At 40.2% G+C, this 22,327-nt stretch carries 16 protein-coding genes and 6 pseudogenes; 10 read left to right on the top strand and 12 right to left on the bottom strand.

Annotated elements, in window-relative coordinates; genetic code table 11:
- Window positions 1-395: pseudogene (locus tag V7K46_RS09470) on the bottom strand (hypothetical protein); the annotation flags it as partial.
- Window positions 396-449: 54 nt separating this feature from the next.
- Here V7K46_RS09470 and V7K46_RS09465 point away from each other — a divergent pair.
- Window positions 450-1,238, top strand: a pseudogene (locus V7K46_RS09465) (ISLre2-like element ISCst1 family transposase); the annotation flags it as partial.
- Window positions 1,239-1,886: 648 nt separating this feature from the next.
- On the opposite strand, the gene V7K46_RS09460 reads toward V7K46_RS09465, so the two are convergent.
- Window positions 1,887-2,651: a hypothetical protein gene (locus V7K46_RS09460; RefSeq protein WP_335112419.1), complete on the bottom strand. Its 765-nt coding sequence runs from the start codon at window positions 2,649-2,651 to the stop codon at window positions 1,887-1,889.
- Between the two features lie 77 nt (window positions 2,652-2,728).
- Window positions 2,729-3,028: a hypothetical protein gene (locus V7K46_RS09455; RefSeq protein WP_335112417.1), complete on the bottom strand. Its 300-nt coding sequence runs from the start codon at window positions 3,026-3,028 to the stop codon at window positions 2,729-2,731.
- 33 nt (window positions 3,029-3,061) lie between these two features.
- Here V7K46_RS09455 and V7K46_RS09450 point away from each other — a divergent pair, with 33 nt between their 5' ends.
- From V7K46_RS09450 to V7K46_RS31985, 3 genes are read left to right on the top strand one after another with little or no spacing between them, the layout of a single operon-like run.
- Window positions 3,062-3,394, top strand: coding sequence for a hypothetical protein (locus V7K46_RS09450; protein WP_335112415.1), 333 nt, complete (start codon window positions 3,062-3,064; stop codon window positions 3,392-3,394).
- Window positions 3,345-3,488, top strand: coding sequence for a transposase (locus V7K46_RS31990; RefSeq protein WP_442939818.1), 144 nt, complete (start codon window positions 3,345-3,347; stop codon window positions 3,486-3,488). Before V7K46_RS09450 ends, V7K46_RS31990 begins: the two co-directional genes overlap by 50 nt.
- On the top strand, window positions 3,445-3,558 hold the full coding sequence (locus V7K46_RS31985) for a transposase (RefSeq protein WP_442939817.1): 114 nt from the start codon (window positions 3,445-3,447) through the stop codon (window positions 3,556-3,558). Before V7K46_RS31990 ends, V7K46_RS31985 begins: the two co-directional genes overlap by 44 nt.
- Window positions 3,559-3,818: 260 nt before the next feature.
- Here V7K46_RS31985 and V7K46_RS09445 read toward each other — a convergent pair whose 3' ends face one another.
- From V7K46_RS09445 to V7K46_RS31980, 5 genes and pseudogenes are all read right to left on the bottom strand, one after another.
- The gene (locus V7K46_RS09445) at window positions 3,819-3,944 is read right to left on the bottom strand and encodes a hypothetical protein (RefSeq protein ID WP_335112413.1); all 126 of its coding nucleotides are present in this window, start codon (window positions 3,942-3,944) and stop codon (window positions 3,819-3,821) included.
- A gap of 112 nt (window positions 3,945-4,056) precedes the next feature.
- A complete protein-coding gene (locus V7K46_RS09440; protein ID WP_335112411.1) occupies window positions 4,057-5,487 on the bottom strand; it encodes an APC family permease in 1,431 nt (476 codons plus the stop codon).
- A gap of 38 nt (window positions 5,488-5,525) precedes the next feature.
- Window positions 5,526-9,044, bottom strand: coding sequence for an NB-ARC domain-containing protein (locus V7K46_RS09435; protein WP_335112409.1), 3,519 nt, complete (start codon window positions 9,042-9,044; stop codon window positions 5,526-5,528).
- 413 nt (window positions 9,045-9,457) lie between these two features.
- Window positions 9,458-9,905, bottom strand: a pseudogene (locus V7K46_RS09430) (ISKra4 family transposase); the annotation flags it as partial.
- A 9-nt stretch (window positions 9,906-9,914) separates the two neighbouring features.
- Window positions 9,915-9,968 carry a hypothetical protein gene (locus V7K46_RS31980; RefSeq protein WP_442939819.1) on the bottom strand — a complete coding sequence of 18 codons (54 nt, stop codon included), beginning with the start codon at window positions 9,966-9,968 and terminating at the stop codon, window positions 9,915-9,917.
- Window positions 9,969-10,054: 86 nt separating this feature from the next.
- Between V7K46_RS31980 and V7K46_RS09425 the strand changes: the two genes are divergently transcribed.
- Both V7K46_RS09425 and V7K46_RS09420 read left to right on the top strand, forming a co-directional pair.
- Window positions 10,055-12,550 carry a hybrid sensor histidine kinase/response regulator gene (locus tag V7K46_RS09425; RefSeq protein ID WP_335112407.1) on the top strand — a complete coding sequence of 832 codons (2,496 nt, stop codon included), beginning with the start codon at window positions 10,055-10,057 and terminating at the stop codon, window positions 12,548-12,550.
- Window positions 12,547-12,780, top strand: a pseudogene (locus V7K46_RS09420) (response regulator); the annotation flags it as partial. The gene V7K46_RS09425 and the pseudogene V7K46_RS09420, both read left to right, overlap by 4 nt.
- Here the strand turns inward: V7K46_RS09420 and V7K46_RS09415 are convergent.
- The 4 genes and pseudogenes from V7K46_RS09415 to V7K46_RS09400 form a co-directional block, all read right to left on the bottom strand.
- Window positions 12,780-13,811, bottom strand: a pseudogene (locus V7K46_RS09415) (AAA-like domain-containing protein); the annotation flags it as partial. The pseudogenes V7K46_RS09420 and V7K46_RS09415 overlap by 1 nt on opposite strands.
- Entirely contained in the window at window positions 13,808-15,259 is a 1,452-nt protein-coding gene (locus V7K46_RS09410; protein ID WP_335112403.1) for an AAA-like domain-containing protein, read from the bottom strand. The gene V7K46_RS09410 and the pseudogene V7K46_RS09415, both read right to left, overlap by 4 nt.
- A 131-nt stretch (window positions 15,260-15,390) precedes the next feature.
- Window positions 15,391-16,422: pseudogene (locus tag V7K46_RS09405) on the bottom strand (IS630 family transposase).
- A gap of 192 nt (window positions 16,423-16,614) precedes the next feature.
- Window positions 16,615-18,018 carry an ABC transporter substrate-binding protein gene (locus V7K46_RS09400; protein WP_335112401.1) on the bottom strand — a complete coding sequence of 468 codons (1,404 nt, stop codon included), beginning with the start codon at window positions 18,016-18,018 and terminating at the stop codon, window positions 16,615-16,617.
- An 815-nt stretch (window positions 18,019-18,833) separates the two neighbouring features.
- On the opposite strand from V7K46_RS09400, the gene V7K46_RS09395 reads away from it, so the two are divergent.
- The 4 genes from V7K46_RS09395 to V7K46_RS09380 all read left to right on the top strand — a co-directional run bounded on the left by V7K46_RS09395 (window position 18,834) and on the right by V7K46_RS09380 (window position 22,249).
- A complete protein-coding gene (locus V7K46_RS09395) occupies window positions 18,834-19,172 on the top strand; it encodes an anti-sigma factor antagonist (RefSeq protein WP_335112399.1) in 339 nt (112 codons plus the stop codon).
- A gap of 39 nt (window positions 19,173-19,211) precedes the next feature.
- The gene (locus tag V7K46_RS09390) at window positions 19,212-19,646 is read left to right on the top strand and encodes an ATP-binding protein (protein WP_335112397.1); all 435 of its coding nucleotides are present in this window, start codon (window positions 19,212-19,214) and stop codon (window positions 19,644-19,646) included.
- Between the two features lie 113 nt (window positions 19,647-19,759).
- Window positions 19,760-20,599, top strand: coding sequence for a PP2C family protein-serine/threonine phosphatase (locus V7K46_RS09385; RefSeq protein WP_335112395.1), 840 nt, complete (start codon window positions 19,760-19,762; stop codon window positions 20,597-20,599).
- A 39-nt stretch (window positions 20,600-20,638) separates the two neighbouring features.
- A complete protein-coding gene (locus V7K46_RS09380) occupies window positions 20,639-22,249 on the top strand; it encodes a CHASE2 domain-containing protein (RefSeq protein WP_335112393.1) in 1,611 nt (536 codons plus the stop codon).
- Window positions 22,250-22,327 lie beyond the last annotated feature (78 nt).

The raw sequence follows: 22,327 nt of genomic DNA, 5'->3' as shown, positions 1-22,327 counted from the left end.
TGCGAATTGTTTCTTCGGTCGGCAACTGTTGCTCACTATAACCGAATTTCTCAATTTCCTTGCTTTCTTACTTGGCTTGCAGTTAGGCGCGTATATAGTCTCTGGCTCTTAAAACTAGGGTCGGTTTGACTTTGGGAATCCACTAACTTTTTAATATCTTCTAACAGACTTGGTAAATGTTCCTCTGCCTTATAACGCCCCTTTGCGCTCATATTATTTACACAAGTAATCCCATTAGTTAATTCTTTAATCCCTTTACGAATAGTATTTCTATCCCACCCCAACTCCTCTTGAGCTAGTAGTTGTCCACCATAACCTAATCCGAGTACAGTTTGGGCTTGAAAACGCCGTCTTGCTGCACCCTTTAATTGAGTTGCTGTAACTTTATCGAAGATTTTTCAATCAATCAGTTAATTGTATCAACACTCTTATACACCCAAAAAATTGAGAGTAAAATTCGGATTAATAAAAAAGGTAGAAAGAATTCTAAAACAAACCGACATGGCTTTATAGGAGAATGGGTTGAGCCAAAATTATTAACAATATATGTAGTTGATGAGCAGGATAAAAAAGTTAAAACTAACGAGATTCCTATTACCAATGATGGAACTTATGAAGACTATAAGGGCTTTTTACTAATCTTAGAAATGTATCTAGTTAGTTTGGGAATTAGTCAAGCGAAATAAGTTCTGTTAATTGCAGATGGTGCAGAATGGAAATGTAAGCATATTCCTCCTCTATTGTCAAAGTTAAAATCTCCCTCTGAGACTTATCAGTTATTTGATTTTTATCATGTTACTGAGCATTTAAAAAAGTTTGCTAATGTGGCTTTTAGTGAAGAGAAAGAGCAGAAAAATTGGTTTAATAAAGCACGAAAGACTTTAAAAAAAGGTAATGCCATGACCATAATTAGGTAAATGGATGAATTGATCTCTGAAGCTACAGGAGAACGTTGTAAAACTATGGTAATACAAAGAAATTACCTGTTACGTACATATCATGAAGGACGTTTAAATTATGCTCACATTTCTACCCAAAAATTACCCATTGGTAGCGGGGCTATTGAAAGCTTAATTCGGCAAGTGGTCAATTTAAGAATAAAGGGAAATAGTAAATTTTGGTTACAAGATAATGCAGAAATTATACTACATCTGCGATGTCAATACATGGCTAAAAGTTGGGATAGTTTTTGTCATTCCATCTTCAGATATTTCATCAATCCTCAAGTTGTTGGCTAAATTTTATACCTTCAGCTTTAACTAAAAGATTTTATTGTATTAATAATTGCTCCTCTGACTGTCTGTTTACGTAGACAATTTAGTTGAATAAGGCTCAAATGCTTAACTTTAAATCTTTTTGACATGTTGCAAAAAGATAATTTGTAGTACAAATAATTTAATATAAAGTTATTTAAATTACTTTTTATCTCTGTGTGGACATTAGTGATCGCACTCAATTTGGAATCATCCCACAAAATCGCATTGCTCCCGTTTTGCGTTATCAAGCGAGCGCTCCCGTGATAATTATCGAATAGCCTTTTGCCAGTAGACCTTGAGCGATGGCAAACCCAATTCCTCGGTTCCCCCCTGTGGCTAATGCCCATTTGTCATTTGTCTTGTGTGGATTCCATTTCAGTATTTTCCCTAGATTTATTTTTCGATTATTTCCCAAGTTATTGTTTACTCCCGTATCAAAGACATTTTGTGAACTTATTGAACTAACATCAATTGACTCGAAATTTTCAATAGCTACTTTTGAAGCAGCTACGCAGCTTAATTGTATAAGATGAGATTAAGTAATTAATCTAGATCAGCCACCTATGCCAGCAAAAAGTTATCTTTCCCAAGAGCAGAAGGAACGCGCCTCAATCTGACAACTGGTGAGAGTTAAGAACCAAAGGTTTGCTTCATTTTTGAAAGAAGCTTCGAGATGGACTCCCCGTAGATAATAGAACCATGCATTGTTGCAAGGTACTTAATAGGTAGTTTCTCTATTGCCTCAATCCCTCGAGTAAAGCTTTTCCCTTCAGACATAAATCCGACTTTTTGCTGAAACTTAATGATAGATTCTGTAAGATCCTTATCGGTAACAGGCGACTCGAACTGACCAGGATGAGCGGCAAGATCGGAACAAAAAAGGATCTCCTCTTGTGGCTGATAGAATAGACAACCCTCCCATCCATGAGGAAAATGAGGAGTTTCAATAAGTATAATATCTCTTTTGCCCAAGGAAAGAGCAAAGTTATTCTTAAGGGCTGTTGTTGGTCGCAATGCGAAGTCATCCATGTTGGATTGATTCAGGGGACTCACAATTGCTTTGGCTTCAGGAGCTGCTTCAAGCCACTGATTAAGCGCTCCACACTCATCAGCCTCAAGGTGACATAAGCCAATGTAATGAAGTTTTGAAGCATCGCAAACAGACGAAACAAGCTGATAAGTTTGCTCGAACCAATTTGAGCGACCTGTATGAATAAGCATCGGGCGCTCATCAAGGATAAGGAATTGACTGAAAACAAACTTTTTATTATTTGAGATAGAAAGCTTATATATATTAGGAACTATTTCATCGATGCGCGTGAAGTTAGCATTGAAATGTGTAAACATTATCTGACGGGGGTAAAAAATATCTGACAGAATCCAATTTTTATTCATAATTGTCAATTGTGTTTTTAACAAAGTTTGGGGGTTTAAGTCAAAAGTCTCTACAGGCAACACGTTTTGTATCGGGATTAAATCCGCGTTACAAAACGTAATTGCGAATTGCGAATTGGTTTAACTCTTGTCTTTTTCCATAGTTTTTGAAAAGCCTTGATGGAATCGGGGCGGATATCCCTGATTTCATCAGATGTGCAATTAAAGTGTATTGCATCTTTGTTGCCATAAGTCCATTCCCATCTATGAGTGGTTATCAGAGTTTTCACATCTGCCCATTCTTCTATGTCTAAAGATGCACCCTTTTGGTTGTCTGATTTTCCGGGATATCCCACTAGATTATCAATTAATCCCCTCTGTTTTTGGCTATAAAGCATTGCTTAGGCAATCACAGAGCGGTAGGCGCTATTTTGGGTCAAGATCCTCAAACTCCAGCATTACACCCAACCGCTCATCAATCGTCGCCCAAAGAAATAATCGTATTGCCATTGCAAGCTTATAAAAAAGAGGAAGTAGTTTATGTGGATGAAGCTGGAACAGATAATACCGAGGATTATGCTTATGGCTGGTGCAATCGCCGCGAACGATTTGAGGCAGACAAACTAGGACACTGTACCAGTCGCATCTCGATGATTTCAGCATGGTGCGATCACCTACGGTGGGCGGTTACGCCATCGCCAAACACTTGCGCCAATGACATTTATTGGATATTGCGATACAGCCTTAGTCGAAGCTTGGGTTAAGCAATTGTTAATTCCGACCTTGCGACCAGGACAAGTGGTAGTTATGGACAATGCTAGTTTTCATAAATCCACCGCCAGAAAGCGAAATGATTGAACAGGTCGGTTGCAAGTTGTTGTTTCTGCCGCCCTATTCTCCGGACTTAAACAAGATAGAAAAGTTTTGAGCGCGTTTGAAGAATCAACGCAAGCAAAATCGTACATCAGTTTGAAAACTTTTGGGATGCGGTTAATTCTGCTTTCAAACTTTTGTCCTAACTATCCCTTTACTTGCCATATTTTACTGTCAAGCTAGTCTCTGCGATTAATCGAGGGAAGGGATGCTATACTGCCACCTTCCCTACGTACACCACAGAGGTACACCCGCTATTCATTGTTAACCTAAACCTGCCACTTGCCCAGATACTCATTCCAGTAAGGCTCACCATCAGCCACCCCAACGGCCTCGCCAACTTTTGAGACTAGTTTCAGTGTAAAACTGACCAGCACTGTCAGGTCGTTGCCGCAGCTTCAGACTCAACCCCTTCCAGCTTTGGACAAGAGTATTTTCCACCTGGGTAACTGTTTGGGGAATATCGTGTCTACCAGATCAGCCCTAGTTTTTGCAACACAACCGTTTTTGACCCTATTCTTTCCAGCTTTGTGAGAAATCCAGGTATTGAGATTTAGTCAGTTTCGTCTGTGATGAACAGCGCTCCAGCCCGTTGAATTTCCTCCGATTTTATACTTTGCAGAAATATAAGTACGCCCACACCTAACACGATCCAACTAATAACAATCAAAGGTGCCCAGTTAAGAGGGAATGATCCCAAAGGATAGATCGTTCCGAAGCCAATACATCCAAGTATAAAAACTGACAACAGAGGTAGAATACCATAACGAAGCCAGTGAAAGCGATCACGTCGTTTAGTCCAGAAATATCGAAAACAGGCGACACTTACCAAGGCATAAATTATCAACGCTGTCAAGGCTCCCACACTTCCTAGTAAGCTAAATGCAACGACAGGAGTCAGCCATAATCCTAAACTAATACCGCTTACTAGCGTTAGACCACACAATCCAAATATGGCATTTGTCGGCGTTCTGTAACGGGGATGAATCTGCGATAGCCAGCGCGGAAACAGCCCTTCCCGGCTAATGGCATAGAAAATACGTGCGCCTGCGTTGACGATTGCAACTGCAACAGCATACAGTGAGATAATCCCGGCGAGGTCAATTAGAAATACAACAAAATTGCCGCCATATCTGCGGGCAATGGTATCGAAAGGGGCTGCATCCTGAGCCAGCTTGGCAATGTCTTGGATGCCATAGGCAACCGTCGCCACATAGGACATCAAAAGATAAAAAATACCCACTATAATCACTGAACCCATGACAGATTTTGGGATGGTTTGACGAGGTTTTTTCACTTCTTCACCAAGTGTGACTGCTGCTTCAAATCCAGTAAAGCTGAGGATAGCCAGAATCACGCCTAGAAAAAGGTGCGCATCGCTGGAAATTTCACTGAATTTGAAAGGCACAAGGCTAAGTTGACCTTTACTACCCAGTTGAAACAAGACGGTAAATGCCAACCATAGACACACTCCTACTTCAAATACCAAAAAAGTGATATCGGTTTGCAGCGATCGCTTGATGCCAAAATAGCAGAGTCCAAAAACACTGACTATGGCTAGAATAAACCAAGTTATCCAAGAAATATTCAGCCCAAACCAGCGAATGATCAAATCATGCAAGTTAAATCCAATAATAATGAAAACAGCTGTCGGGGCTAGTCCGTAGGAAATCAGCGTCATCCATCCGGCGATAAATCCCCAACGAGGGTTTAGCCCTTGAGCCACAAAAGTATACCAAGAACCACTTGTTGGTAACTCAGTTGCCAGTAGACAAAACTGATTGGCAACGAGCAGCGAAACTGCAAAAGCAATCACGTAGCATAGGGGAATCGCTGCACCAACCAAAGCTGCTTGGGGAATGATATTAAAGAATATAGCAGAAGCTGGCGACATAACTGCCATTGACATAGCGATCGCATGGCGAAAGTCAAGGGTATTACGCTTCAAGACTGCTGTTTTTGGGAATTTTGCTTGAGATGTCATAATTTAAGAAGCCAAGCATCATTGCAATCCCATTTATTTTAAATCTCTATAGCACCTAAATCTTTCAGAGTTGCTTTTTGTGCTTCAGTAATGCCTGTAACACCTGTGATGTTCATGCCTTCATAAAAACGAATATTTCTGAATGTTCTCAAACATTCCCCTGTAACAGTATCCCAAAGTTTAATCATCTCATCAACGCCACCACTGGCGAGAATGCGGCCTTTGCTGTGCGGTGCATAAGCCACAGCAGACACCCAAGAAGTATGACCCAGCAAGGTCTTCAAGGTTTTTCCCCTGTTGACATCCCACAGTTTTACAGTACAGTCTTGGCTGGCACTAGCGATGATCTTGCTATCTGGATTCCAAGCCAGTGAAGATATCCAGTTTGTATGTTCTTGCAATGTCTTAATCAACCGTCCTGTCTTGACATCCCAAAGTTTGACTGTTGAGTCACCACCGCTACAGGCGATGATCTTGCCATTAGGACTCCAGACCAGTGGGCGGACTGCGCTATTATGCTCTAAGGTCTGCAAAAGTTTTCCTGTACGGGTATCCCAGAGCTTGACAGTATGATCTTCACTAGCACTAGCCAGCATTGTCCCATTAGGACTCCACGCCACTGACCAGACCCAGTTTGTATGCCCCTGCAAGGTGTTGATCACTTGTCCCGTTTGCAAATCCCAAAGCTTGACACTGTTGTCAACACTACTACTAACAAGCACAGTGCCATCAAGACTCCAGTCTACCCCGAACACCCAGTTACTATGCCCTTGTAGCGTTCTCAAGACTTTGCCTGTTTGGATATTCCAGAGCTTGATGCTATTGTCAGCGCTACCACTGGCGATCATTGTGCCATCAGGACTCCATGCCACAGAGTATACCCAATTGGTATGCCCTTGTAGTGTTCTCAAAGCTTTGCCTGTATGAGCATCCCAGATTATTACAATCTGGTCTTCACTACCACTGGCGATCATTGTACCATCAGGACTCCATGCTATCGAGTGTAGCCAATTAGTATATCCTTGTAGTGTTCTCAAAGCTTGGCCAGTGTGGATATTCCAGAATTTGACAGTATGATCAACACTGCCACTAGCAAGCATTGTACCATCACAATTCCATGCTACCGATTTCACCCAGTTAGTATGTCCTTGTAGCGTTTTGCTAACATTTCCAGTACTCATATCCCAAAGCTTGACAGTGCAATCATCTCCTCCACTGGCAAGTATTGTGCCATCACAATTCCATGCTACTGATCGTACCCAGTTGGTATGTCCTTGTAACGTTTTGCTAACATTTCCAGTACTCACATCCCAAAGCTTGATTGTGTGGTCAACACTGCCACTTGCTAGTTTTGTCCCATCCGGACTCCAGATAACAGACAAAACTTGATCAGTATGCCCCAGTAGTGTTTTGATTGCTTTCCCAGTCTGTATATTCCAGAGCTTAATCGAATGGTCAACACTGCCACTTGCCAGTATCGTTCCATCTGGGTTCCAATTGAGAGACGAAACCCAGCTATTATGCCCTGATAATATCTTCAAGGTTTGCCCTGTGTCAACATCCCAAAATCTGATCGTATGGTCTTCACTGCCTGTAGCAATCATAATCTGACTGGGATGCCAACTCAGAGAATGCACTGAATCAGTATGCCCTTGTAATGTTTTCAGTGCCTGGCCAGTACGAGCCTCCCAAAGCTTAACTCTATGGTCTTGACTACCACTGGCAATCATGGTTCCGTCTGGACTCCAAACCACAGACATGACCCAGTTGGTATGCGCCTTACAAACCCAAAGTAGTTGGTTGTCTATAACTTTCCACAGGCGAATTTCACCGCTCGGCTCTCCGGTAGCTAGGAAGGTGCCATCTGGGCTAAAAGCGAGACAGAAAATGTCACTGAAGGTTTCTGTAAATATAGACTTAGCCAAATCAGCGTAGGCAAAATTAACTTGATGTAGATTGATTTGTGGTAGAAAGGCTTGCCAAATTGCCAGTCCGGAAAAGTCATAGCCTGTTAAATCCAGTTGTAACTGACAACAAAGGTTGATTAAATTGCCAGCAGCGTAGTTGGATGATAAAATAGTTAATGTTCGTAAGAACTCTAGAATACTTTTAATTTGTTGCTCAATAGCTGAAGTTGAACTAAATGTTGCCTGGAACTGGTGAGCAATTGGTTGCAAAATTAACCGCACCTGACTGGCTCTGATATAATCCTTAGCAGTCGTTTTAATCAATGCATAGCTAAGTAGCAGGGAAAGATTCTTGGTTGTAAGTTCAGTAATGATCTTCTGAATCAAAGAATCAGTCACATATTCCATCACTACTGGCTGCTGCGTATAACTGCCCGATTGTTTTTCAATTAAAGACCGTCCCCACAATCCATCTAAAGCTTCCAATAAATTGGCTTTGGAAACCTTAGGTAAAATATCTTCGTATAGTTCAGCGATCGCTGTCCACTCTCGATTAATGGCTAACCAGTACATTATGGTTTGCTCTAATGAAGAGAGACGATTAAATTGCTGCTCTAGTAATCGCCGAATGCTGTTGAAGATAATGGTATTTTGGGTTAAAAATGCCTGAATATCCCCGTCAAACAAGTCTTGAATTGAAGTGGCGACAATCTTTAATGCTAAGGGATTATTGCTATAGCACTCACAAAGTGTTTCCACAGCAGAAGTAGATAACAATTGTTTTTGTTTATCTGCACCTACCAGCCCTTTTGCTTGTAGTAAAGCTTTTGCCACCTCTGATGATCCACTCAGTCGCAATGATCGCACCGCCAGTTCCACACCCTCCAAAGCGGCGACTTCGTGGGGCTTTTCCCGACTGGTGAGGAGTAAGCAACTTTGATGAGCAGTTTCCGCAATCAACCGTAGTAGATCACCGTATCCTTCATAGCCAGCGAGATACAAGCTAATATCACCGGGCTGCAAAATTGTCTCTACATTGTCTAAAATTAGCAAACAACGGCAAGTTCGCAGGTAATGCAGCAAACGTGCTATGTCTGCCTTGGTTTCCTGCTGATCAGACAGCACTAATACTAGGTCAGCTAAGAGAGTTGCTATTTGTGGGGCGTTCCGCAGACTTCGCCAAATCACATATTCAAATTCTACCTGAATTTCTTGTGCCAGCTTGACTGCTAAAGCCGTTTTTCCAATCCCGCCCATGCCCAGCACAGCTACCAAACGGCAGCGATCCCTGACAATCCATTGTGCTAACTTGGTAAGTTCTGGCGTACATCCATAGAAATGAGTGACATCAATTGCCTCTTCCCAGTCTCTACGTTTGTTAGTCGTTTCTAGATGAGATTGGACAGGGACAATTTGAGATGGGACTTGATGGCCTACATCAGCGATCTCTTGCCAATCTATCTCTATTCGGCGACAAATTTCTATGAATGTTGCATAATCAACAGATTTACCCGTTAGGAATTTGCTGACTGTGGATAAAGCCAGCCCTAAATCTTCAGCTAGGGATTTTTGAGTGGGGAAAGCAGCGTGTCTGAGAGCCAATCTTACTTTTTTCAGCCATTCAGCCTTAACTTTCAGCGATCGCGCCACGGTTTACCCCCTAAGAACATATAGCTGATTGTAAAGTAAATCAGTCATAGGTCAGTCACAAGTCAGTTAATTATCACGTTTAAACTCGGTTGAGAGCATGGTTTGATGAATTTGTCAGGCTAAAATGTTTGGCAAAATACTGAGACAACTCCAATTCTAAGAGTAAATAAAATGACGCAGCTTTACGAATCTTTATTTTCTACTTTTTGTCAAAGTTTAGTTTCTGTTATGAAATCAAGCCTCAAACCTTGATTAAATCAAAGTCTCAGAATTTAGCTTTGATTATTGTTTTCCGAGAATGATAAAACAGGATTAATCAATATTTATTGATTGGACATAGTTGCAGTAATTGCAGAGCGATAAATATATGCTTCAACACCATAATTGGGAGCATCCAGTTTTGGCAGAAAGACTCAAATAGCAAGCAAATCATTGAGATAAGCTTAAGCGTTCGGAAAGGATTTGGTTGACACTTTCAATATTCCACTGTGCGCCGGAAATTTTAATCCTTGCTGCAATTTGTTTAATAGCAGACTCGACAGATCCAGAACCAATAGAACACAATTGTTCGATTTGGTAATAAGTGTAGTTAATAATACAAAAACGATGTTTTTCGAGATCAATTATAAACTTCTTAACTTGTTTGCCTCGGCAATTATTAAATAAAGCCTGAATTGGCACTATCTGACCTTGCCACAATAAACTATCAGCAGCTTTGAGACGCTTTAAAGAACCATCAATTTTATAAAGATTTTCCTTGAGATGATACAAATCCAAAATTTCCCAACGTTCAAATTGTTCAGTTCCAAACTCCCTAACTAAATTTCAAACTCCATCATGACCATCTCCTAAGCTCTCCAAGTGGATTCACTAAACATGTTCTTGTAAGTAGGCTTTGATACGTTCTTGTTTCTCTTGGCTCATAGTCTGCGATCGCACAGGGTTATTTCCTTCTACATTTTCTCAGAAATGGTAAATCTTCCAAAACTGGATGCTCCCACTTATTATCTATGAAATTCTGGAATCAGCACCTAACTACTAATGTCGCTAGTTCTTTCTTAGTTCTGTCTCTTGTAGCTGTTGCTGTAGTGGGAGGTGTTACCTTTTTTAAGGCTAGAGAGGATCTGAAGCAGGCTGCTTTTAATAGACTCAGTGTTGCTGCCACTTTAAAAGAAGAAGAAATTACCCGTTGGTTTGAAGACCAACAACGAAATTTTCTCCTCCCAACTCGGTTTCTAGAAGTACAAAAAAATATAAAAATACTATTAAGGAAAAAACCTTCTGATTCAGATTATCTAACTGCTTATAAAGTTCTCTCAGCTTACTTAATGAATATGGCTCAGACTCAGCCTAGTTTTAAGGAGATATTCATTCTTGATCGCAGTAATCGCATCATCTTATCTACCGAAAAGATGCGAGAAGGTCAGTATGAACTTTTAGGTAACGTCACTTACGTCGAACAAGTTGAGCCAGGAGAGAGCTTTGTACCGATTTTCTATGTTTCACCCATCACTGGCAAGCCATCAGTAACCCTGGCAACACCTCTATATAATCAAACAGGTGTACACCAAGGTATTATCTTAGCTCACCTCGACTTAGATCGAATAGATCATATTGTCCGGCAACGCACAGGTTTGGGTAAAAGCGGCGAAACCTACTTAGTTGGCTCTCTAGTGACCAAAAATACTTTTATCTCTAAAGAGCAAACCAACATCCAAAAATTTCCTGTAGGAATTAGCAGCAAAGGCATTGATGAGGCAATGTCTGGAGTCAGTGGTTATGGACTTTACCGCAACTATGCTGGAGTTCCAGTAATTGGGGTATATCGTTGGTTAAATGACCGAGACATTGCTTTGCTGGTGGAGATGCATCAAGAAGAAGCCTTTGTTCCTGCTCGTCAACTAGCAGCGACGATTATGCTAGTAGGGCTAGTCTCAGTGGCGGGGTTATTAGTGGGAATATATTGGCTGACGCGACAGTTGCAAATATCTCGTAAACAATCAGAAAATTACAGCCACAAATTAGAACAAAAAGCTCAGGAAGCCGAAGCCGCCAATCGCGCTAAAAGTAAATTTTTAGCCAACATGAGCCACGAACTTCGCACTCCTCTAAACGCTATTCTTGGTTTTACCCAATTGATCAGCCGCGATCGCTCTGTCAATCCTTTGCATCTGGAGAATTTAGAAATTATTAGTCGCAGTGGTGAGCATTTACTGACCTTGATCAATGATGTATTGTCAATGGCCAAAATTGAGGCGGGTCGAACGATATTGAATGAAAGTAGCTTTGACCTGTATCGCTTGCTTGACTCTCTCGAAGAGATATTGCAACCAAAAGCGGAATCTAAAGCATTATGGTTACTCTTTGAGCATAGCCCCGAAATTCCTCAGTATGTAGAAACAGATGAGACTAAGTTGCGTCAAATCTTAATTAACCTCCTTGGTAATGCCATTAAATTTACTCAAACAGGCGGTGTAACGCTGCGTGTCAAAATGGGAGAGGGCAATTTCAAAGTAGCGGAAGTAGAGGAGAGAGAGAATTTCCCTCTACCACATACTCGCTACTCGCTACATTTTGAAGTTGAAGATACTGGTCATGGCATTGCACCAGCTGAGCTTGAAGGCTTGTTTCAACCCTTCATACAAACAGAAGTAGGTCGAAATTCGCAGCAAGGAACTGGACTAGGTTTAACTATTAGCCAGCAATTTATACGTCTAATGGGGGGAGATATCACTGTTCGCAGTACCTTGAATCAAGGAACAATTTTTACCTTTAACATCCAAATTAGTCCAGCAAAAGAGGTTCAAGATCAAACTAGACAGCCATATCGGCGGGTAATTGGTCTAGAACCTGACCAACCTAAATACCGTATCTTAGTAGTTGAAGATAAATGGGAAAATCGCCAACTCCTAGTCAAGATGCTAGCATCCCTTGGCTTCGAGGTACGTGAAGCTGAAGATGGTCAACAAGGGGTGGCGCTTTGGGAAACCTGGGAACCGCACCTAATTTGGATGGATATGCGGATGCCCATGATGGATGGTTACGAAGCAACTAGACAAATCAAATCTCATTTAAAAGGTCAGGCTACTGTAATAATTGCTCTGACTGCAAGCGCTTTTGACGAAGAAAAATCTGTGGTTTTATCTTCAGGCTGTGATGATTTCGTGCGTAAACCCTTTCAAGAGTCAGTGATTTGGGAAAAAATGGCTGAATATTTAGGGGTGCGTTATGTCTTTGAAGAAAGTAATTACCTTTTGGCAGTTGGCAATCAGCCAAGCAACCAAGCAAATAGCTATTTACTGACCGCCCAAAGCTTAACAGTAATGCCCCCTGATTGGGTGGCGCAGCTACATCAGGCAGCTGTGCGTACCGATGAAAAACTAATTTTCAAATTGCTTGAGCAAATCCCTGAGTTAAATTCTCCTCTGGCAATGGCCTTAGCTGATTTAGTCAATAACTTTCGGATCGATAAAGTCATTGAGATAACACAACCACAGCAAAAATGAATAACGATCAAGGTCAACTGCTTAAAGCGAATATTTTAGTTGTTGATGATACACCAGATAACTTGCGACTTTTATCTACTATGTTGACTCAGCTAGGGTATGAAGTACGAAGAGTAATTAACGGGCAAACTGCTTTGAAAACAGCGCAAGCCGCCCCACCAGATTTAATTTTACTTGACATCATGATGCCAGATATGAATGGCTATGAGGTCTGTCAGCACCTGAAAGCGTATAGTCCCAGTAAACCAGCAGCACGTTGCTCATTTCTCAAGAGGCGATCGCAGATTGTCTTCAAATGCTCCGGCTGATCATTCGCTTCCCAGTTTTCTAAAATGTGCGTTTGCACTAATTTTTCCAGAATTAACGATGGAAACTGGTAATAAAAACTGATGAGATAATAATTAATAATTGGTAGATGGTGATCTAATTTATAATGCTCATCATCTTCTAGGCTTCTCTGCTTTTGTACATCTTTGCTCCCACTGTTTCTTTCTTGTACTACTATTTGACATAGTTTTTGAGTGAGAAACGGTTGCCCATTCGTCCAAGTTAATATCTCTTTAATAACTGCCAGAGGATTAGCCACTTTACCTTCCAATCCTGCTGCTAATGGCTGAATTTCTGTTAACTTAAAGCCATCTAGGTCGATAGATTTACCTATATTGAATGGAGTACAATTTCGGTCAGCAATTAAATCGGAGGGCGTTGCTACTCCAAACAGCGCCCAAGTAAGGCGGTTATATTCTGGATTTTCTGCTCGTTGATTGTAGCAAGACCGAATCAGCGCAAAAAAATCGACAACTGGAAATTTTAGTCCGAGAACACTATCAATTTCATCAATAAAAATAAATAATTTTTCGCTTTTGATATGGACAAACAAAACATCTTCGACAAATTGGCTCAATCGTTGTAATGCAGATAAATCTTCTCGCTCCGACCACCAGGCTTTGATATTAACTTTACCAAAGAGATCAAAGCTCCTTAATAAGTCAACTATTATGCCTTTGTACCACTGAGCAGGAGTAATATTACCATTACCAATTCGAGTCATGTCGATAGAAGCACAACTAAAGCCTACTTGTTCTAATCGATGTCTTGTTTGTAACCGTAAGCTAGATTTCCCCATCTGTCGGGAGCTAAATACATAACAGAATTCACCTTGTATTAGAGCATTGTAAAGTTCAAAGTCAGCCTGCCGTTCTACATAGCTAGGAGCATCTGCTTTCAGACTGCCGCCAATTTGATATTCGTACTTATTCATAATTTTGAGCTTAATTGCTCTCGGAAATACAGCCGATACAACTCACAGCTAGGTATTGCCTGATTTCCCTCAAGTTTTACCAGACCCATACTTTCTAATTTATAGGCAGCGATCGCTTCTAATTGCACACTGGTTGGAGAGGTAACTACGCATTTGAGTGCTGTCGCGAGTTCCGGATGTTCTTGGAGATTTGCTAAATGATGCCGTAAATAGTTGCTATAAATACCAGCAATTGTCGGAGCCTCTTTTAGTAGCTGCTCTAAGCTTACTTCTTGATGTCCCAAGTTATAAAGAGCGACACGAGCTAGATGGGGATGACCACCAATCATTACTACTAGAGGAGCCAGTTTTTGCAATCCTTTCTCACTTTTGGCCCAATCCAATCCATGACGTACTGCCAATTCCTGCATCTGCTCTAAACTAAATTCTGGTAACTTAATAGGTAGTCCCACATTGAAAGGGGATTGATTAATATCTAAGGGAATATAAGCTTCAGTGGCATGAACTACTACTAATCGGAGTTTTTGCCAGATTTCTAATTCTGAAGCATCTTCATACCATGAACGCAGTAGCGGCAGAAAATCGCTAGAGATTTGTGGATACTCGAAAATTCGATTTACTTCATCCAAAGCTAAGACTACCGGAGCGTCTATTTTCTCTAGCAAATACTCCTGTAAATACAATGTGCAGCTAACTTTGCTGCCAATATCTTCATCCCAATAATCATCTAGTCTAATCTCTAGGTTCAACTGCCGAGTAATGTTAGCACAAAACCATCGTAAGAATTTTTCTAGACTAGTGAAAACTTGACTATCTGCTTTCTGTAAACCGATCTGTACGGTGTGTACCCCAGTCTGTTTAGCATGAGCAAGAATTCTATGCATTAGGGATGTTTTTCCCATTTCGCTAGGGGCTTTGATTCTGATTAGGCTTCCGGGTTTATTGATTTCGGCATAGGTGCGTTCTTCAATTGGCGGACGCTCTATGTAAAAAAAGGAATTGAGCGGCACTGAGCCACCAGGAATTTCTAAGAAGTCGGGATTAAGAACTGGGATTTTTCTCTCGTCTTGTTTTATCACCAAAGAAGATCCTGGTATCCCACTATCCTTTGAGGGAATTTCAAGCTGCTCTTTCCCTCTGCTTTGCTGAGACTGTTTCAAGACTGCTGGTATACTCTGTAGTTTTTCTGACAAAATGTTACTTAGCGCTCGCCGTCTCAATACTGCTCGAAAATTACTTTTTGTCACCTCCTCCCCGAAAGCCTGTGAAAGTAACTTCCATAACTTAGAACCAACATCTTTTATATAATTGGCATCATAACCACAGCTTTCGGCGATTTCTGGATAAGTTTGCCCTTCCCAAGCTTTACGAAATATTATTTCCTGAATATCACTTAAGCCATGTTTAATAAATGTATCTAATATTACTAATGCTTCTTCTACATTCATTTGTAAAAAAATAAATTTTATTTTAAATAAGACTTTAGCAGAATTTTTCACATTTTAAATAAAAAGTTACGAAACTTTTAGAAGTAACAAATATTAGAGAATATAGCAATCCTAAATGAGTTGTGAAAAAATTAACCATACATAAATATTTTCGGAAAGTCAAAAAACTGATGATGAGTAACGAATTCAAATAATCTTTTGACATGAGAAAATGATTTACATAAGTGGTAAAACTCTCGAATAAAGTTTTTAGCGTGCAACCAGATATCCTCTACAGGATTTTGCGTTGGGTCATTAGGTGCAAATAAGAGACAAGTAACTTGATACTCATCTTCATTTAAGCCTTGATTCAGATTATCTAGATAAGCTTTAAATTCAGCAGAGCGATGATAACTAGCTCTATCCCAAATTAAAGCAATACGGCTTTTTGGGTACTGAGAAATTAAATATTCTACGAAAGCGATGTCTACGACGGGCTACGCCTACGCATTGCTAGAATTACCTTTTTTTGCAAGGCTTAATTAAAAACTCTTGTGTGTAATAATTTAGAGCGCCGAAATAAGTTTGTCGTTGCCGTTCATTGAGAACTGGAACTTCAATTCGTTCCTTGGTGTTACCCCAAATATAACCACAAATATCTCCCCACAACAGATGGCATTCATCTTCAAAAAAAATTACGAGTTCCCCAGATACTATCTGATGCTGGTGTGCAGAAAGCCACGCTGCTATTTCTAGTTTTTTTTTGCTACTATTTCAGGGTCTTTGCGGGGATTACAATTCTTTTGTCTTCTTCCAACTTATATTAGCCTGCTTAAACAAGTCGTAATAGCTTTGATTCGACTCAAAAACTACATCAAAATTATCTTATAGATACCCTTGTAATTCTGATAAATGCCAATAATTATTCTATTGAAGCCAGGTTAATACAATTTCTTATTGTGCAGGTCAAGATAACTTTTTGAGCCTTTGTATCTCAGCTTCAGTCCGACGACACCCTGTTCTAAAAAAATATATTTCCATTTGTTTACAAAACCTACAGACACTCCCAAAATATTTCCAATTGTTGAATGTTTATAGTTTTGTATCATCATTTGTACAGCTAGTGCCCGTTTTAGTTCTCTGGGGTCTGGGTTCGCCTGAATGAACTCTATCAACTCTTCCATCTGTACTGCTGCCATGCACCATATTATTACTTCCAACTTTTACCATATCAACAACTGTGATTTTTCACAAATGATTTAGGATTGCTATAGCGCGACAGTATTTTTATGAGATTTATTAAATAAGCCTATTGTTAATATCAGTAAAAAGTAACTATTGACTTTTAAATTTGCTTTTTATTTGGGTCATTCCCATTATTCAAAAAGTCGTTTGATGCGTTTAATAGCTTCATCCCCTGCTTGTTCAGCAGAAATATTATCTACAACCATTTTATTAATAGCCTTACCCCAAACATTTTCCGCCAAAACTTTGGTGTAGGCTGAATTTTTAGTACTATAGTATAGGCGTGTTTGACCGTTAATTAATGTCTTTGTCACAGTCGAGATGTGGGGGTCAGCTGGATTTGTCCAAAAGGAATTTTTCCAAAGTGGTTTAAGTACCGGAAAATTACGGCCTCCAGAAGCTTTGAGATAATTTTCCATTACCTCTGGCTTGATTAAATAAGCTAGAAACTCCTTAGCTATCTTCTGGTTTTTAGACTCAGCAAATAAAACAGCTTCTTTAAGAATTACTAAATAGCGCATTGGCTTACCATTAGGTTTATTGGGAAGTTCTAAAGTGCCAAGCTTGTTAAAGTATGTATCAATATCTTGACGCACAATAATCGGAATCGAGAGCGTGGTGTTAGGTGTCATAAGTGTGAGGCGGTTAAGTAAGTTGCGATTATTATCTGGATTTAACCAGTTCACTGCGTCTCGTGGTACGTAGCCCTGTTGGTAAAATTTTGTATACCACTTTAAGCTGTCAACAATGCCTTGACGGACTTTCGGAGCGTCGATTAGTAATTGACCCTTGGAGTCAAGAATTTGAATATCATATGCTTCTAAAATTTGCTCAAACAAGTAGTAAGTATCTGAAGCTGCATCAGAATAAGGAAAACCAAACGCATAAATTTGCTTTTTTTGCTGCTGTTGCAAGTCTTGTTGCATTTGTTGCCAAAACTTCCAAAAACCATCCCAATCTTTAGGGATATCACTTTCTTTATGACCTGCTAATTTGAGTAAATCTCTCCAGTAGTAAACGTGCATTGTTGCTTGGTGAATAGGAACTGCATAATAGCTTCGTTTTTTCTCAACGTTATTATAAAAATTAACACCTTCTAGTATTATTTCAGGATAAAAGTTCTTGACTGGTTTGATGACATCCGAGACATCCGCTAATTTACCGTTCCACGCAAGACGTGGATTCAACTCCGTTTCGGCATTATAACCTACGACAATATCAGGTACATTACCTGCTTGAATTGCCCTTTGTGTCTTCTTTGGTAGCTCGTCATTCGTGTAAAATAAAATCTTAATTTTGTTACCACTTTGCTGCTCCCAACTGCTAACAATTTGTTGAAGAGCTTTATCTTCTTCTAGAGTAAAACCTTTATCCCACCATATCTTTAGGTCTCTACTTTTTTTAGAAGACTGAGTGAGGGAAGGTAAATATGAATTGTATATATTATTGCAGATAATAATTATTATACTTAGCACTAGTGCTACGAATACGTAGCCATATATAAAACGCTTCTTCTGCTTATTTTGCTTTGGCACTCTGATAGAGAATTGATGTAATTCTTATTTAAAGACCTAACAATTTGAAATTTTAATCTAAATTTGACTTCGTTATAGCGACACGGTATAAAATTTTAATGTAAGCAGCTACTAGACTGCCAAAAGAAAAAACAAAGTAAATCTCGACAAAATGTCGTTTACTTTATTAAGCCAACCCTCACTGACTACACCCGTTTATAAATCCCCTCTTCCCTCATTTGTCAATAAGTAATAGTACTTAAAATATGATGAAAATCGGGGTTGGAAACACAATTTTTAGGCAAGTGATCGCTCTTAGCGTTCCTGCAGGGTAGCGTTCGTGTTGGCGTAGACAGCTATATAGCAATCCTACCTGAGTTGTGGAAATCGCAGAGCTTCAGAACCCCGGTTTATTGAAGAAACCGGGGTTCTTGTTGTTCATGAATGATTAAGTAGGGCTATATGACAATACAGTTCAGATAAGGCTTTTTCTCCCCCCTGCCTTCCCTGCTCAAGAACTGCCTGTCTCAATAGATCAATTTCTTAACCCAAGCGTATTGGGCTATATGACTTTTTCTAACTAAATAATACAAAATAATTGGATTATATCTTTCAAGCCCTAACTTTTTAAGACTTTTTCATGCTGCATTTCTTTAACAAATAGCTTAATTTATAACTTAGAGTTAAAGAAAGTATCTCAAGTAGAAAACAGCTAATTTCACAAATGAAATCGCTTAGATGATATCTGTTTTAGAAAATTAACAAGTAATTAAACCGAGATCACAAGTAAGTTTATCTATCAGGTTATCAAATCAATTTACTCAAGAAAAAAGATTATGACCTTCAATGCTACTCTGGAAACAAATAATGATATCGCCACAATTAAGTTGTCTGGCGAACTGGATGCACTAACTGCATCAATTTTTAAAACAGAAGTGGACAAAGCTGCATCTCAAGGAGTAAAACGCCTTGTTTTACTCTTACAGGATTTAGAATATATGTCTAGCGCTGGGTTGCGGGTGCTAATATTCGCTAAACAAAAAATGGGTGTAAATGCTGATATTTATGTCGTTGGCGCTCAAGAAAGTGTGATAAGTACCTTGAAAAAAACTGGATTTGATCGAAGTGTTATTTTGCTTGATGAGGATGATATTGCAGAACTAGAAAACGTTTAGAGGGGTGCATATTAATTAGTTTGCTACAAGGTAGTTGATATGCAACCTTCTTTAACAGTACCCGCAACTTTGGATTCACTTTCGGCGATCGCAGAATATGTAATCACAGCCACCGCAGCAGCTGGGTTAGAGAAAAAAGCTGCCTACCGCTGCCGCCTAGCAGTAGACGAAATAGCCACCAACATTATTATATATGGCTATCCTCAAGCGGGTTACGAGGGGGTTTTGTACTTGCAAGCAGATATTGACAAGCAAGCTTTGACAATTTCTATTGAGGATACAGGTGTAGCCTACAATCCAACCCAGATTCAGCTTCCAGAAGAAGATGAGTTAAAACTGCCCCTAGAGGAGCGAGCAATTGGTGGTCTAGGCATATATCTTGCACTTCATGAAGTCGATAAGTTTTTCTATGAACGTGTTGGCGAAAAAAATCGCAACATTTTCGTTATGTATCGCACTCAATTAGACCATTAGGGAGGAGTGGGGGAGGCAAGGGGAGATGAGGGGACAAGGGGACAAGGGGAATAACTAATGACTCTTGACTTTTTACCACTGACTAATGACTACTGACTACTGATTAATGACTAATGAAAACTGACCATGAACTTTTGGTAATTTACGAGCGAGACTTACAAATTGCTCGCATGATTCAAGCTGACTTCTTGCCAGAGACTTTGCCACAAATACCTGGGTGGGAATTAGCTGCTCGCTTTCACCCTGCACGCGAAGTAGCTGGAGACTTTTACGATGCTTTTCTCCTGGCTAATCACCGTGTTGGCATTGTGATTGCTGATGTCTGCGATAAAGGGGTAGGTGCGGCGCTGTTTATGTCCCTTTTTCGGAGCTTGATCCGAGCTTTTGCCCAACAACACTATAATCTCAGTTGGTTAGATACTCTTAGCGATGACAGCAGTAAGTCAAATAAGGGGATACGCGCACAACCTCCCAGAATCGGTACCACTGCCTTAAAAAATGCTGTTAACCTCACAAATAATTACATCGCCAACAATCATAGCAGAATCAATATGTTCGCTACACTGTTTTTTGGCGTATTGAATCCAGCTACAGGCTTGTTGCACTATATAAATGCTGGACATGAATCTCCCGCAATTATTGGGGCAAATGGCATCAAGGCTCGACTTAAGACTACTGGCCCAGCTGTTGGCATAATGCCCAATCGGGAGTTTGGTATTGAGCAAGTCCAGTTGGAAACTGGGGATATCTTAATAGCCTACTCTGATGGTGTAACTGATGCTCGTGACCCAACAGGGAAGTTTTTTACTGAAGAAAAATTACTCTCTTTGTTACAAGAGCCTGCACCTTCAGCAACTGCGGTGCTAGACCGCATCGAAGCAAATGTGTATGCTTATATAGCGGATGCCGATCAGTTTGATGATATTACCATGTTAGCTGTGCATCGTACCTGATTTCAGGCTGATTGTTATGAGCGGAAGGACAAAAGATGCGTGATTTCTAAGTTCTCTCGGACAGTTAATTCTGTTTTGCCACGTTTACACAGACTGTACACGGCATTATTAGTCTCAGGTGCAAGCGTGGTTTTTACGAGTGCGATCGCTACGGCTTTGATAATGGGTGTGCGACAAGTTGGTTGGTTGCAAGCACAAGAACTTTGGGCTTTCGACCAATTTATTCAATGGCGTAGTGATGAAGGCCCCGATCCTCGCTTGCTAATTGTTGCCATCACAGAAGAAGACTTGCAGAGGCAAGACACATGGCCATTGCCTGATAGTACACTAGAACAGCTCTTAGATAAACTAGAGCAGCACAAACCGCAGGCGATCGGATTAGATATTTATCGAGATTTGCCCAAACCACCCGGTAGTCGAGAGTTTAGTAAACGGTTGCACCAGAGCGATCGGATTATTGCTGTATGCAAAGTTAATGATTCTTCAGGTAATCCGGGAGTTGCACCTCCCCCCAGCGTTCCAGAAAATCGCGTTGGATTTGCTGACTTGCTAGTAGATTCTGGAGGTATCTTGCGGCGTAGTCTACTGTTTATCAATCCTCCCCCCATAAACAAGCCAAATGCACAAAACCCCCATCTTTGCCAAAAATCCGACGCCGATGTCTACTCCTTTAGTCTCCGGCTAGCATTAAATTACCTAAAGGTAGAAAAAATTCAGCCAGTTCTCACACCATCTCAGGAGCTAAAGTTAGGCTCAACAGTATTTAAACGCCTACAAAATAATTCTGGTGGCTACCGAAATACTAATTTTGCTGGGTATCAAGTGCTGCTTAACTATCGTTCTCGTCAGCACATCGCCCCACAAGTAACGCTTACAGAAGTATTAACAGATAAAGTTGATCCCAATTTGATTAAAAACCGTGTAGTCCTTATTGGTACAACAGCAGAGAGTATCAAAGACAGTTTTTACACACCTTACAGCGCCGGACAGCAAAAAGACCAAGAAATGATGGGAGTGACGATTCATGCACAGGCGGTAAGTCAAATTCTTAGTGCTGTCTTGGATCATCGTCCCCTGTTTTGGTACTGGTCAAATTGGGGCGAAACAACATGGATAGGGGTATGGTCACTTTCAGGAGGAATACTGGCTTGGCAGATTCGCCATCCCCTACGCTTTGGGCTAGCTAGCGGAGTCGTGCTAGGAGGTTTACTAGCGTTATGCTTTGGTTTGTTTTCTCAAGGAGCTTGGATACCGCTAGTCCCATCTGTATATACATTCGTCCTGACTGCTGGAAGTGTAGTTATAGTAGACCGATTTAATAAAGCAGGATACACAAAAGCAATTTCCGATCGTCTCAAAAATCCTCTCAAATTAAACATCGAGATTGACCAATCAAAGAAAGAGCGCCAAGTTGCCGAGATTACGAAGACAGAATACTTTCAAGACTTACAGAAAAAGGGGAAAGAGCTTAGGAATAAAAGGACTATAGTCACAAAAAACAGTAATACTAATATATCTCTAAAGTTGATTGAAACTAATAAAAACTCTCAAACCATTAAGAGTTTAAATATAAAATATATTCGACGATTGAAGGATAAGATAAAAAATTTGAAAAATAGAAGAGACAAAACTAATACCAATTCTTTATGAAGCTGCGCTAAATAAAGCTTCAAGAATAAAGTCGTAAGAGGTGAGAGAAACAATCACCTCTGGTGTAATATTTTCTAG

The organism is Nostoc sp. (assembly GCF_036917395.1).
Lineage (GTDB): Bacteria > Cyanobacteriota > Cyanobacteriia > Cyanobacteriales > Nostocaceae > Nostoc.
This window is presented reverse-complemented; position numbering and strand designations above follow the sequence as displayed.

Excerpts from the sequence above, each read along its gene's own strand:
- V7K46_RS09460 (WP_335112419.1), bottom strand. The coding sequence starts at position 2,651 with ATGAATAAAAATTGGATTCTGTCAGATATTTTTTACCCCCGTCAGATA.
- V7K46_RS09440 (WP_335112411.1), bottom strand. The coding sequence starts at position 5,487 with ATGACATCTCAAGCAAAATTCCCAAAAACAGCAGTCTTGAAGCGTAAT.
- V7K46_RS09455 (WP_335112417.1), bottom strand. The coding sequence starts at position 3,028 with ATGCTTTATAGCCAAAAACAGAGGGGATTAATTGATAATCTAGTGGGA.
- V7K46_RS09395 (WP_335112399.1), top strand. The coding sequence starts at position 18,834 with ATGACCTTCAATGCTACTCTGGAAACAAATAATGATATCGCCACAATT.
- V7K46_RS31990 (WP_442939818.1), top strand. The coding sequence starts at position 3,345 with ATGACATTTATTGGATATTGCGATACAGCCTTAGTCGAAGCTTGGGTT.
- V7K46_RS09390 (WP_335112397.1), top strand. The coding sequence starts at position 19,212 with ATGCAACCTTCTTTAACAGTACCCGCAACTTTGGATTCACTTTCGGCG.
- V7K46_RS09385 (WP_335112395.1), top strand. The coding sequence starts at position 19,760 with ATGAAAACTGACCATGAACTTTTGGTAATTTACGAGCGAGACTTACAA.
- V7K46_RS31985 (WP_442939817.1), top strand. The coding sequence starts at position 3,445 with ATGCTAGTTTTCATAAATCCACCGCCAGAAAGCGAAATGATTGAACAG.
- V7K46_RS09425 (WP_335112407.1), top strand. The coding sequence starts at position 10,055 with ATGAAATTCTGGAATCAGCACCTAACTACTAATGTCGCTAGTTCTTTC.
- V7K46_RS09410 (WP_335112403.1), bottom strand. The coding sequence starts at position 15,259 with ATGAATGTAGAAGAAGCATTAGTAATATTAGATACATTTATTAAACAT.